The sequence below is a fragment of the Citrobacter sp. RHBSTW-00671 genome, assembly GCF_014103415.1.
In the GTDB taxonomy this organism is placed as follows: domain Bacteria; phylum Pseudomonadota; class Gammaproteobacteria; order Enterobacterales; family Enterobacteriaceae; genus Citrobacter.
In genome coordinates this window covers 1-12813 of record NZ_JABXPR010000001.1, presented here as the reverse complement: position 1 = coordinate 12813, position 12813 = coordinate 1, and the positions used below count along the sequence as shown (strand labels likewise).

Genomic DNA, 12813 nt, shown 5'->3' with positions numbered 1-12813 from the left:
CGCCTAGTGCTTCGACTAATGATTGCAACCCGCGGATATGGGGATGACCGTCGCTGCCGGTTGCGACTGCTAGGATCATGGCGCCGGACGCCGCCATGACCTGCTGGATCGTGGTGAACTCAGGAGGGGATTCGGCGTGTGAGACAGCGACTATCTGTGACCTCCGAATGAGGTGAATGGATGGTTCGTCGTTGTCTGAGCGCGCACTGGTTCAGTCGTCTTTCCCAGAACCACTTCAAGTACCAGCGCAATTTCGAGCATCCAGGGGATGGGACCCAGCAGACGTTTGAGGATAGCACGCACCTGGTCCGGAGGCTGTTCACGCACTTCGTTATAGCCACATTGACCCAGCCGGGTCTGCACCTCGGCTTCGGAAAGTCCCTTCACGATATTCTCAGGGAGCATCTCCATACACCCTTCTCCGGAAATACCTGACCCGGCAGGTCAGGTATGTTGTTATGGCGATAAAATGAAAATCTGCCGGAGACATGGCGCGGTTAAGTGTATGGCGCATATGCTTTTACAGCAGTGTCATCACAAAGAAACCAGTGGCAGTCATCAGAAGCGAGCCAGTTACGTGCGTCAGTACGGAAATGACAGCCCATGCATAATTGCCATTCTGAAGTAACACCACCACCTCAGCAGAAAAGGTGGAAAAGGTTGTCATACCGCCACATATGCCGGTGGTAATAAAAAACTTCCAGGCGGGATCAAGGTGAGGCTGCCGGACAAAAAAGGCCAGTGCCATACCGATGATAAATCCGCCAACCAGATTAACCACCAGGGTACCAGGTGGAAGATTGGGGAAAAGTGCATTGAGACGCATGGACAGTATCCAGCGGATCACACAGCCGATCGATCCGCCTATCACCACCGCGAATAATGATTTGTACATACCACCTCGCTGAAATCAGGGCACCATCAGACCGTCATTCAAGGGAATAACGTGCGGTGATGGCCCGTTTTTCATTCATTTCATACAGTACGGGGATTCCCGTCAGGACATGCAGATCGGGAACCTTATTTTCATCAATCTGCTCAATAAACATGGTCAGCGCACGCAGTGTATTAGCATGACTGACCAGCAACATGGTTTCGCCACTGGCGACGCGCAGGACAATGACGTGGTGCCAGTAAGGCAACAACCTTCGTTGCGTCATTTCCAGACTTTCTCCCCCCGGCAAATCCGTCAGGGACACATGACGATAACGTGCCTCACGATGAAGTGAAGCAGGTGCATCCGGCAACGGAGGGGAGATACCACGATAGCTCCTCCGCCAGTGATAAACGATTTTCTGGCCAATCTGTTGAGTGGCTTCATCTTTGTTCATTCCCTGAAGCGCACCGTAATGACGTTCATTTAACCGCCATGATTTGTCCACCGGTAACCACAATTGATTCAGCGCTTCCATTATCAGCCAGAGCGAATGAATTGCCCGGTTCAGAACGGATGTGCAGGCTCCATCTATGATTGTAGTGGCACACTGATTCCGGACCGTTTTATCAGGTTTGCTGCGCGCCGGGTTTCCTCCACTCCTTTCAGCATCAGCGGGACATTTTCCCATCCGGTAAAACGATTTTGCGATTCAACTAACTTTCGCCATGGCGGAGTAAAATAATTTTCCCCATAACAACTACCTGTCTGTCACCCACAACTGAACCGGAAGGACCTGAACCCGTTGAGTTGTTTGTACTGATTACCCGGATTTACCTAGACTCCGGTCAAGGAGGTGACGCATCAGAAGATGGGCACCGCTCCCGATGAACAGCGCGATTACAACGGCACTGGTATCATCCGGCAGTATATTAAAAAAGGCATCAGCGATCAGGAAAACCAGACAGTTTGCCTGGATCCCCGTTGCTGTTACAGTATGAGTATTTTTCCGTTCACAGAACCACCCTACCCCTTCCCGTATCTGAGCATACGGGAAGGGTGACGGAATCAGCGTTTTTTGAAGGCGGCTTTACCGGCGAAGATGGCGGCATCACCTAATTCATCTTCAATACGCATCAGTTGATTGTATTTCTCAATGCGCTCCCCACGGCTGGGTGCACCGGTTTTCAGGTGACCAGCCCGCAGGCCGACGGTCATATCTGCAATGAAGCTGTCCACGGTTTCCCCGCTCCGGTGCGAAATAAAGGTTCCCCAGTTGTTATCCTGACACAACTGGACGGCTTCGATGGTTTCACTCAGGGTGCCTATCTGGTTCAGTTTGATCAATGCGGCATTGGCCAGGTTTTCATCGATACCTCGCTGGATATATTTCACATTGGTCACAAAGATATCATCGCCAACCAGCTCAACTTTATCGCCGAGCGCGCGGTGCAGGAGCTGCCAGCCGGCCCAGTCGTCTTCCGCAAGGCCATCTTCAATCAGGACTATCGGGAAATCCTTCACCAGTTGCTCATAGTAGCGGGTCATTTCGTCGGCGCTGAGCCGGGTATTTTCGGTACGCAGGGTATATTTCCCATCGACGTAGAATTCACTGGAGGCCGGATCCATGCAAATAACGATATCTTCGCCTGGGCGGTATCCCGCCTTGCTAATTGCCTCCACGATAAGCTCCAGCGGCTGACGGTTTGAGGAAACGGCCGGTGCAAAACCGCCTTCATCGCCCACGCCGGCGGATAAACCTTTTTCCAGCAGGACCTGACGCAGGGCCTGGTAGACCTCACTGCCCCAGCGAATAGCTTCGCGTACGGAAGAGGCTCCCCATGGTGCAATCATAAACTCCTGAAAATCAGCGCCCTGCCAGCGGGCATGAACTCCGCCGTTAATGATATTCATACAGGGAACCGGCAGCAGATTCGCGCCGACGCCACCCAGATAGCGGTAGAGCGGGGTAGAGGATAGTTGTGCCGCCAGGCGGGATACTGCCAGCGATACGCCAAGGATCGCATTAGCACCCAGCCGGCCTTTGTTTTCTGTGCCATCAAGGGCAATCAGACAGTTGTCGATTTCTTTCTGGCGGCGTACATCGTAGCCCTGCAGGGCATCGTTAATTTCGGTATTGACGCACCGGACCGCATCCTGAACACCTTTACCGCCAAAACGTGTCTTGTCATCATCGCGATGCTCGATGGCTTCACGGGAGCCGGTGCTGGCACCGGAAGGAACGGAGGCACGGGCCATACTGCCCCCTACAGAAGTCACTTCAACCTCTACGGTCGGGTTACCGCGGGAATCCAGAATTTCTCTTGCGATGATACATTCAATTTCAAAGCTCATAAGTTTGACCTTCTTTTAAGGGGCTGGAATATGTTTAATCAGAACATCAACAGAAAGGTGATTGATGAATTCGAAAGAAAAGGAGGAAAAAACCCCGAACAGGCGGTTTTCATGCCCCAGCATGACCAGATCGATATCTTCATGCTGAACAACGGCCTCAACGTCCCGGAAACGATGGATGCTGACGATGGACCTGACGTTGATATCAATACTGCTGGACTCCACCAGACGGCTAAGCATTGCCTTTGCATCAATAACTTCGCGGGACTGACGGTCTTTGGTTAATGAGTCACTGGTATAATCCAGTTCCCTATAGTCAGCACTGAGATGCCCGACAGTAATACGGGTGCCCATCTCTTTTGCCAGACGTTCTGCCTGCTCAAGCAACAGCAGACCATCGGTTTCATTCTGTACAAGTAACAAGGCATGCCGGTAAATTTGCATAAATCACCTCTTATAAGAAGCGAAGCGGTTGGTCAGCCAGGGGAGGATTTCTTTTTTCCGGCTTGTCATGCCGGGCAGCGATACCTGGCGGGAGCCTGTCAGGCTGCTGTCTGAAAAAAGCAAAACGGAGTTCCGGCTGGTAATGTCTGTCACCATCAGGATCACCATGTCCAGCACGCTGTCCTTGCAGGTTTTATCCATTTCCTGCAGTAGCTCAGGCAACAGGGGAGTAATATCAGCCATGTCGCGGACCTCAATTTGTGACAACAACAGCGGCACATCATGGATCCGGTAATTTTTGGCGTCACGATTGAGTAAAACCGACGCGGATTGCCCGGTTATATCTGTTTTGGCTCGCAGCAGCCCTGTCACAAACTGGTCATAATCGATACCGGCGATTTCCCGCAAAACAGCCACGGATTCCTGATCCTGAGTGGTGGTGGTGGGACCCGTCAGCGCAACGGTATCACTGAGGATCGCCCCCATCAGCAACACAGCCTGAGCGGCAGTCAGCGGCATCGGAATGTCATGCATGAGAATTGAGAGAATTACTGTTCCGCAGCATCCTACCGCCCGCACCCAGACATCCGGTGGATTGCGGGTAACAAGGGTACCAATACGATGATGGTCAATGATGCCGATGACGTTGCTGTCCATCAGCGAAGACGGTCCCTGCTCTGCATCCGTAAAATCAACCAGCCATACGGTTTTATCTGTCAGATCGACGGTGAGTAAATCGGGTTGTGAAACACCCGCAGCGTTGAGGATATAACGGGTTTCCGGGGTGATATCCCCCAGGCGCCAGGGCGTTGCGGGACGACCGGTGTAATTAAGCCAGTCAGCCACAACCAGCGCGCTGCAAATAGCATCGCTGTCAGGATTTCGATGACCGAAGACATAAATCGGATTATCTCTTTGAAAAGAGAGAGATTCTGCGGTAAGCGGTAATGTGGTTTTATTTTGCATAGCTATACCTGACATACATGCCTATAAGAGGACAACTTCATCTGTATATCAGGCGCCATCATCCGGTGTTGAAAAACCGGCGGTTGGGAAAGGTGGAGCACCATCACCTTGTAAATCAATCTTATATGGGCCTTTGCATTAAATCAATATTTATTGTTGGCCCTCGGTTTCGTACACACAAGTACATCCTGTCCCGCCAAAAACGTTTACAATAGTGCGCCGAATGAAGCAATTTATACCTTCTTAATTATATTTATGATGAGTATTATCGCCGACGTATCCTGACTCAGCTTAACCGGAGAGAAGGTCGTAATGCAGTGGCTAGGGCAATCTGTTATGGCCAGCGTGGTGAGATCAGAAAACGTTACAGTGAGGGATTGCGTGTGAGGTCGCCAGCGGAACCAGATGCATCCCACTGGGGGACAGCCAGTCCGGCTATTTGCTCTGCGACCATCTCTTGCGTTAACTGGTCAGGTTCAGGGTAGTACAGTCCCGGGTTACTTATCTAGGACTGCAGTCATGCGGGCAAAGTTGTTCTGGTCTGCACTGGTGATGCGGTAGGACGAAGCACCGGATTCCTTGGCGATAGCGGCAATTTTCGCTTCCGCGTTGCTGAGTGTGTCAGCAGTAACACTGACTGACTGGGCGAAGCCAGAGAATGAGACTACGGAGAGCATACTGGCAGCAACAAGCAGTTTGATATTTTTTTTTTTTATATTCCTTGGGTTATCTGGTCATCTGGTGATACCGGCATCATCGCCGTCTCACCTGTTGATGTGCATTAAAAACCCTGTAGTAAATACAGGGTCAATAAGTTATTTTGTAAATTATTGTTGGCTGTGTTTTTTCGTTTTCATACAACCCAGCTCTTGAAAGAGCCTCACCGTGGCTGACGAGGCATGAGAAAATACGGCCGTAACAGACACCGCGAAACCGGGATTGCGCTGGGGAGATAGGTCGGTGCAGGGCCGTTAACTTACAGGATTAGTGAGGGTTTATGATGTTATGGCTACTGATTAAGTACGCGATCACCGCCGGAATGGTTGTTTTTATCTCTGAAGTTGCCAAGCGTAGTGATCGGCTTGGTGGTCTTGTCGCCGCGCTTCCCCTGGTTACTGTGCTTGTGCTCGTGTGGATGAAGCTGGAAGGACAGAGTCAGCAAAAAATAGCCAATCATGCGTGGTATACATTCTGGTATGTAGTGCCGACACTACCTATGTTTTTACTATTCCCTGTTTTCTGTCAGCGATTTGGCTTTTGGATCACGCTGGGTAGCTGCTGTGTCGTAACCGTCCTTATTTTCTTTTTGTGGGCCAGTGCGTTACGCCGTTTTGGCATAAATCTGATGTGATAATGTACGCTGTTGTGAAGCCAACTGCACTATTGCCGGAGGAAACACCGACTAACTCCGAACCATATCAGGCTTTTTAACAGGATAAGAGAGTTTTCAAGGGGGCCGGCTTCCTGCCGGAAGCGCGGTTCTTTCTGTCAAAGACAAATTCAGATGTTCTGGGGAGGTGCGGATATTACAACTATTATACTCGCTGTCTTTCCTTATTGATAATGTCACCCTGATTTCCCGGTTTTAAATGTCACTTTCTGCTGATTTCTGATGAAGAAAAAAGGGCAGTGAGCTCATTTTTTCAGGCTTGATTTGAAAAGAGAGGGTTCAGCCAGAACCGGATTGATGGCTCTGAGCTGAGCCTGAATCTGTGCCCGCCTTTTAGGCATACTCTGGCTGCGCCTTTCTTTTTCCTGCGGCTTCAAGCTCATCCTGTTTTTCCTTCGCCAGCTTCAGCACCGCGTCAAGCCTTTTGTTATCAACGATGCGCCCCTGACTGATGCAGTCCAGCTTATCGAACATCTGATATTTCAGTGTTCTGTTTCCATGGCGGAATTTGAGCGTACCGTCCGTATAATCAAAAGCGAGGATTTCTTCTCCGACTATGCGTGAGTTTTCGTCAGTGGGATCAACCAGATAAAGGATTTTTTCATACTGAAAAGTCAGTGCTTTTGAGAGCGTCCGAAGCGTCTGCCAGGCGAAAATGTCGTCCAGTTCCAGGTGGCTCTCTAGACCGTGCGGTGAAGGTTTTTCGGGTATTTTGCCAGTCTGGCAAAGCGGTGGTTGAAGTCGCTGATGAACGTTTCGATCCAGGCGTTGGCGGCATCAATGCAGGTGATATTCTCCAGGCACATCTCCTTAACCAGCCGCTCCTGCAGCGTCAGGTTGGCGCGCTTAACGCGGCCCTTGGCCTGAGAGCTGTTGGCACAGATACCCGCCAATAGTGGACACGCGACTAAGTGAGTAAACTCTCAACCAGAGGTAGCTCACATGACTAAATCAGTAACCGTCAGTAAAAAGCCGCGTAAACAGCACACTCCCGAATTCCGCCAGGAAGCTCTGAAGCTTGCTGAACGCATTGGCGTCGCTGCCGCTGCCCGCGAACTCAGTTTGTATGAATCGCAACTCTATGGCTGGCGAAAAAAACAACAGCAACAACTGACATCATCTGCACGCGAAAGCGAACTGGATGCTGAAAATGCCCGGCTTAAACGCCAGCTTGCGGAGCAGGCAGAGGAGCTGGCTATTCTCCAAAAGGCCGCGACATACTTCGCGAAGCTCCTGAAATGAAGTATGTTTTTATCGAAAAATATCAGGCTGAGTTCACCATCAAAGCCATGTGCCGGGTGCTGCGCGTGGCCCGTAGCGGCTGGTATGCCTGGTGCTCCCGGCGTCATCAGATAAACACGCGGCAGCAGTTCCGTCTGGCCTGTGATGCCGCGGTTCTCAGAGCATTCACTGATGCAAAACAACGGTATGGTGCGCCACGGCTTGCGGATGAGCTCCCGGCCTACAACATCAAAACGATAGCTGGCAGCCTGCGTCGCCAGGGGCTTCGGGCAAAGGCAGCCCGCAAGTTCAGCCCGGTCAGTTATCGTGAGCATGGCTTGCCTGTGTCTGAGAACCTGCTGAAGCAGGACTTTTACGCCAGCGGCCCGAATCAGAAGTGGTCGGGAGACATCACCTACTTACGCACCGATGAAGGCTGGCTGTATCTGGCAGTGGTGATTGACCTGTGGTCGCGAGCTGTCATCGGCTGGTCAATGGCACCGCGAATGACGGCACAACTGACCTGCGATGCGTTGCAGATGGCGCTGTGGCGGCGTAAACGCCCGAAAAAAGTCATTGTTCATACTGACCGTGGCAGCCAGTACTGTTCAGCGGACTATCAGGCGTTGCTGAAGCGGCATAATCTGCGCGGGAGCATGAGCGCGAAAGGCTGCTGTTACGACAATGCGTGTGTGGAAAGCTTCTTCCACTCGCTGAAAGTGGAATGCATCCACGGTGAACGCTTTATCAGCCGGGAAATGATGAGAACAACTGTATTTAATTATATTGAGTGCGATTACAATCGCTGGCGTCGCCACAGTGCCTGTGGTGGGCTCAGTCCTGAACAATTTGAAAACCAGAACCTTGCTTAGGGCCGTGTCCACATTACGTGGGTAGGATCAGTTCACACCAGGAAAACGATTAATGACTGGCGGCAGGATTATAACGAGTGCCGTCCACATTCATCGCTGGATTACCAGACTCCAGCTGAATTTCCAGCAGGCTGGCGAAACGGGAAATATGAAGAAAAACCAACCGACATTACTAATTGAAGGTTATATCTAATCCTGGGGTCAGTCCAGTTTATTTAGACAGTTTTGGCATTTCATGTCACGTGATTTAATGTCTGGGTATTTATTCTTTTGATCAGAGTAAAGCTAGAGTTGTTTGAAGGGAAGGGGATAGGAATGCGTGAGTTCCAGCCTCCAATTACCTGCAAAGACATATTTTGAAACCTATATAAATGGGGTAAGAAAAAATATCTTCAGTGTAAAACGATATAAAAATTGCCATATCTTATTGATTATGCGTGAATTTTATTGTTTAAGAAAAATTTCTCGATAAGTGGATGTTCAAGACAGTCAGCGCTATATAAAAAATACAATAAAAAGTATTGACCCTATAGTAGTTGCAGGGTTTTTAATGCTCATCAACAGGAAACGAGCAGTATGCTCTTATGATGAACATTAACTTTACTAGGGTTATCACTATGAAAAATATCAAACTTCTCGCAGCAGCTGGTTTTCTCTCTGTTGTCTCATTCTCTGGTATGGCGCAGACGGTCAGCGTAACTGCTTCCACTCTTGACAGTGCAGAAGCAAAAATTGCTGCTAAAGCAAAAGAAGCACAAACGTCATACAAAATTCTCTCTGCGTATACTGGTAATCGAGTGCATATGACCGCTAAATTAGGGGATTAATAGATAATCATTTTAGGGTATCTATAGGAATATATACCTTGATAAAATCTGCCACTATATACTAATTTTTAATGCTTGATATGCCACATGTTTTTTCCTTGAATAGACTTTAGCGGACTGCTGATAAAGAGTCCGTATTTTTTTAATGTAATACTAATAGTTAAGTATGGTTTTTTATCCGTGCAAATATTTTAGCTCCACGTCCTCTTTGTGGAGTTGCCCCCGCTAAAACGGACACGGTTAATTTATAGCTAGCAGCGAACTTCTGTATTCCCTTGGTGACTGCATTTTCAGCCTTTTATGGGGATGCCAGTTATTATAGTCTTCCATCCATTCCGTCAGTTTTCACATCACTGTCATGGCATCCGGCAGGTCATTAACATACACGTAGTCACGCTTGAACGTTTTAACGAACGATTCAGCCATCCCATTGCTCTCCGGACTGCGCACTGGCGTCGTACACACGATGAACCTGAGTGAGGTGGCGAACGTTCTTATTGAGTCCGCTATGTAGCAACAGCCATTATCGGTCAGCCACTCAACGGCATGTGGCAGGTAAAGCGTATTGCCAAAGCGCTTTTCCACACTCTCTGTTGTCAGCAGATCCTGCACCATAACGCTGTTTATTCCACCTGTTGTCGCCGACCAGCAGATGGCTTCGCGATCACAGCAGTCAAGGCTGAACACTACCCGCACGACTTCCCGATTCAAGCAGCGGATTTCAACACCAGTGCGTATCCGGCTTGAGTGTCACGACGTTGCCGGTATGACTGTGCTCTGGCTTTCTATGGCCAGATTTTGCCAGCAACAGGTTATTCGCCTGCATGATCCGGTAAATGCGTTTGTGGTTAACCCGCCAGTTTTGTTCCTTCAGCGCACGATTGAGGTGTGCCGTCACGCGACGGTAGCCGTTTGTCGCCCGCTCGCTGCATATCTGGCGGATAAGCGGTAACAGTCGGGCGTCATCATCTTTGCTATAGCGGGCTGGCCGCTGCTGGCGCTTCTTTAGCAGCCGTTCATAAAGATTCGAACGCGATACGCAGAGCACTTCTGCTATTCGGATGAGGAGGTATCGTCCGGTGGCAGCAATGGCATGCGCGATATCAACTTTTTTGCCTAGGCTATCTCAAGCGCGTTCCTATGGATTTCGGCTTCCATCGTCTTGCGGCCCAGCATTTGTTCAAGCTGTTTGACTTTTTTCTCCAGCGCTTGGACCTCGGAGACACTGACGACCTCGTCGCCAGCGACGATCGCAGACTTTCCACCCTCGTTCATGAGCCGTTTCCACTTAAAAAGAAGACTGGGTGTGATGTCATATTGCCGGGCAACGAGTGAGACGGTGTAGCCGGGCTGCATGGCGAGCGCAACAAAACGGGCTTTCTCTTCAGGAGTATAACGACGGCGTTTTTGCTCGCCAGTGATCACTTCGATTCTTTGCACAGGACACTCCTTAAACATAGCTCTATGACTATGTCTTACTGGTGAGGTGTCCGGTTCAAACGGAGGCTATTACCCTTTGATATTTTCACTTTTTTGATTCATTCTCAATGCCGATGCTTGGTTAAATCAGAGAAGCGTTCATCATCAGCTATCAACCGGTGCTTTTACGATTTAAGGGGTTAAGACACCGCTCACTATTCTATTCCGTTAGCCTGACTCTGTGATTTCCCGAACATAGTTCAGTGTTCTGAACAGATAAAACCAGCATATTTCTGTCCGGAGCGTCAGACAAGATTGTCTGATAAAGGGGGAGCTGCTCCTTGCAGATTAGAGCATCTCGATGTTAGCAACGTCCGCTCCTGGCACGCATGAGACATTCAGAGCCATAACTGCTGGGGACAGCCTGGCAGTCCAGTTCTTCTGTTCGGTTTCACGACTACACGTCGCCATAATTCGCTATGATGAGAAAAACAGAATAGGATATCGAAGATGAAAACTGTCGAATTTTTGCTGTACACCCTCAAACCCGGTACTGGAAAAGACTTTCATAGAATAATGAAAGAAGTGAGTGTTCCACTTCACCGTTCAGTGGGAATGGATGTTATTTCTTATGGTATATCAGCACATGACGACGATGCTTACTATCTGATCAGGGCTTATAACAGCCTCTCTCACCTGAAAACTGCCCAGGACACCTTTTATGATAGCGAAGCATGGCGTCATGGTCCCCGGCAGGCCATTATCGATAGAATAAGCATCAGCGTTAAATCGGTACTGACTCTCACTGAGAGTGCCGTTGAGCATTTAGACCCTATCGCTATACGTCATGGTAAAGCCGGGATAGACACACCAGCAAGACGTTACTGTTATTCAGTACATCAGAGATGAGGCTACCGCCTCACATGCTGAATGCGGGATGTTTGACCGGCATCTATGAGCGAAGAGCGGAAGTTCGCTTTCGGAAAACCTAATCCATGTGCCAGAGGGTCTCTGAAAGAGAATGGGGCGTTTAAGTGGGGTACTTACAAAAAATCAGCCTTAACGAATGGAAGGGACTTCCCCTGGATATGCGCCTGATTAACTCTTGTGCAATCATGGGGTAAACATAGCCCCGGAGGGATTCGTTATGACCATCACGACTGTCGGTATCGATCTTGCTAAAAATGTGTTCGCTGTTCACTGCGTTGACCAACACGGTAAAACTGTTCTGGTTAAACCCAAAGTATCGCGTGCTGCCCTTCCTGAGCTGATTGCCAGTTTACCTCCCTGTGTTATCGGGATGGAGGCATGCTCCGGGGCTCACTACTGGGCAAGGTTGTTTCGGCAATATGGTCATGAACCACGGCTGATGGCTGCTAAATTTGTATCTCCTTACCGCATGGCCGGTAAATCAGGCAAAAATGATGCAGCTGATGCTCAGGCTATCTGTGAAGCAGTTCGTCGCCCGCATATGCGGTTTGTACCAGTGAAGGATGAGAGCCAGCAGGCGATGCAATGCCTACACCGTATCAGACAGGGTTTTATCGAAGAGAAAACAGCAACATATAACCGATTGAGAGGTTTGATATCGGAATTCGGTGTCATCGCCCCACAAAGTACAGATGCCCTGCGTCACATGGTTTCTGAGCAGAAGAGTTCTTTGCCACTTCAGGTTCAACAATGTGTTAATGACCTGCTGGAACACATTGATCGTATTGAAGATAATATTACTGAATATGACCGGATTTTGTCCCGCATGGCAAAAACAGATCACCGCAGCCAGCGATTGATGGAACTGAAAGGGATTGGTCCCACAACGGCCTGTGCGCTGGTCGCCAGTATCGGTAATGCACACGATTTTAAAAATGGGCGACAACTGGCAGCCTGGCTGGGACTAACGCCATCGCAGTACAGCAGTGGTGGGAAATCAAAGCTTGGCAGGATAACTAAAGCTGGCGATTCGTATCTGCGAACGCTACTGGTTCAGGGGGCTCGTTCGGTTCTGATTGGTGCCGAGAAAAGGACTGATTTATTCAGTCGTTGGGTCTGTTCACTGGTCGATCGCAGAGGATACTGGCGTGCCGTTGTAGCCATCGCCGCCAAAAACGCAAGGCTGTGCTGGGCATCATTGCATTACGGTGATGATTTCAGGCTGTACTCAGCCAGCTAAAGCACGAAACAAAATAACCATCTGACCTGCAATTCGTTGATGATAAAGGGTTAGACCCCGTGAGGCCTATCTGGCTATTGTACAGGATATACGTATCCGCTTAACGAACAAGAACCTCACGCGCGTCTTTCATCAGGGTCCGAATCGATGACGATTCATCATGGCCGTTTATAGTACCGCAGTCTCTCCCCTTTATTTTTACTGAAGAGCAGACAGAAACCATAAACACCGGCGTTGACACGCCGGGGAAGCCCTTATAGTACAATAATTTTCGA

The 12813-nt window shown here is 49.5% G+C and carries 11 protein-coding genes, 5 pseudogenes and 1 riboswitch; of the genes and pseudogenes, 7 read left to right on the top strand and 9 right to left on the bottom strand.

What is annotated here, in order from left to right; translation table 11 throughout:
- Positions 1 to 150 precede the first annotated feature (150 nt).
- The 6 genes from HV261_RS00080 to HV261_RS00055 all read right to left on the bottom strand — a co-directional run bounded on the left by HV261_RS00080 (position 151) and on the right by HV261_RS00055 (position 4639).
- The gene (locus HV261_RS00080) at positions 151 to 411 is read right to left on the bottom strand and encodes a cation-transporting P-type ATPase (RefSeq protein ID WP_016154443.1); all 261 of its coding nucleotides are present in this window, start codon (positions 409 to 411) and stop codon (positions 151 to 153) included.
- Between the two features lie 109 nt (positions 412 to 520).
- Positions 521 to 895, bottom strand: a complete 375-nt coding sequence (crcB, locus tag HV261_RS00075; protein ID WP_016154442.1) for a fluoride efflux transporter CrcB — start codon at positions 893 to 895, stop codon at positions 521 to 523.
- 34 nt (positions 896 to 929) lie between these two features.
- Entirely contained in the window at positions 930 to 1565 is a 636-nt protein-coding gene (locus tag HV261_RS00070) for a 2,3-bisphosphoglycerate-dependent phosphoglycerate mutase (protein WP_223175621.1), read from the bottom strand.
- 377 nt (positions 1566 to 1942) lie between these two features.
- Entirely contained in the window at positions 1943 to 3229 is a 1287-nt protein-coding gene (eno, locus tag HV261_RS00065; protein ID WP_023336652.1) for a phosphopyruvate hydratase, read from the bottom strand.
- Between the two features lie 15 nt (positions 3230 to 3244).
- On the bottom strand, positions 3245 to 3673 hold the full coding sequence (locus HV261_RS00060; RefSeq protein WP_009652460.1) for a universal stress protein: 429 nt from the start codon (positions 3671 to 3673) through the stop codon (positions 3245 to 3247).
- A 3-nt stretch (positions 3674 to 3676) separates the two neighbouring features.
- Positions 3677 to 4639 (bottom strand): DHHA2 domain-containing protein, encoded by a 963-nt coding sequence (locus HV261_RS00055; protein ID WP_009652407.1) that lies wholly within the window; start codon positions 4637 to 4639, stop codon positions 3677 to 3679.
- Between the two features lie 42 nt (positions 4640 to 4681).
- Positions 4682 to 4756: riboswitch (Fluoride riboswitch) on the bottom strand.
- 116 nt (positions 4757 to 4872) lie between these two features.
- On the opposite strand from HV261_RS00055, the pseudogene HV261_RS27885 reads away from it, so the two are divergent.
- Positions 4873 to 5016, top strand: a pseudogene (locus HV261_RS27885) (Tn3 family transposase); the annotation flags it as partial.
- 120 nt (positions 5017 to 5136) lie between these two features.
- Here HV261_RS27885 and HV261_RS00045 read toward each other — a convergent pair.
- The gene (locus HV261_RS00045) at positions 5137 to 5316 is read right to left on the bottom strand and encodes a YdgH/BhsA/McbA-like domain containing protein (RefSeq protein ID WP_151550363.1); all 180 of its coding nucleotides are present in this window, start codon (positions 5314 to 5316) and stop codon (positions 5137 to 5139) included.
- Positions 5317 to 5639: 323 nt separating this feature from the next.
- On the opposite strand from HV261_RS00045, the gene HV261_RS00040 reads away from it, so the two are divergent.
- Positions 5640 to 5990 carry a DUF3147 family protein gene (locus HV261_RS00040; RefSeq protein WP_016154441.1) on the top strand — a complete coding sequence of 117 codons (351 nt, stop codon included), beginning with the start codon at positions 5640 to 5642 and terminating at the stop codon, positions 5988 to 5990.
- 284 nt (positions 5991 to 6274) lie between these two features.
- Here HV261_RS00040 and HV261_RS27565 read toward each other — a convergent pair.
- Positions 6275 to 6913: pseudogene (locus tag HV261_RS27565) on the bottom strand (transposase family protein); the annotation flags it as partial.
- Between the two features lie 58 nt (positions 6914 to 6971).
- On the opposite strand from HV261_RS27565, the gene HV261_RS00030 reads away from it, so the two are divergent.
- From HV261_RS00030 to HV261_RS00020, 3 genes and pseudogenes are all read left to right on the top strand, one after another.
- A protein-coding gene (locus HV261_RS00030) for an IS3 family transposase (RefSeq protein ID WP_087728540.1) occupies positions 6972 to 8122 on the top strand; the annotation gives its coding sequence in 2 pieces (ribosomal slippage) (positions 6972 to 7233 and positions 7233 to 8122; 1152 coding nt in all).
- Between the two features lie 30 nt (positions 8123 to 8152).
- Positions 8153 to 8302: pseudogene (locus HV261_RS00025) on the top strand (integrase core domain-containing protein); the annotation flags it as partial.
- Between the two features lie 437 nt (positions 8303 to 8739).
- Complete coding sequence (locus HV261_RS00020; protein ID WP_032443218.1) at positions 8740 to 8949, top strand: YdgH/BhsA/McbA-like domain containing protein; 210 nt, start codon at positions 8740 to 8742, stop codon at positions 8947 to 8949.
- 240 nt (positions 8950 to 9189) lie between these two features.
- Here HV261_RS00020 and HV261_RS00015 read toward each other — a convergent pair.
- Positions 9190 to 10389, bottom strand: a pseudogene (locus HV261_RS00015) (IS3 family transposase).
- Positions 10390 to 10878: 489 nt separating this feature from the next.
- Between HV261_RS00015 and HV261_RS00010 the strand changes: the two are divergent.
- Positions 10879 to 11196, top strand: a pseudogene (locus HV261_RS00010) (NIPSNAP family protein); the annotation flags it as partial.
- A gap of 319 nt (positions 11197 to 11515) precedes the next feature.
- The gene (locus HV261_RS00005; RefSeq protein ID WP_001572362.1) at positions 11516 to 12538 is read left to right on the top strand and encodes an IS110 family RNA-guided transposase; all 1023 of its coding nucleotides are present in this window, start codon (positions 11516 to 11518) and stop codon (positions 12536 to 12538) included.
- Positions 12539 to 12813: the final 275 nt, after the last annotated feature.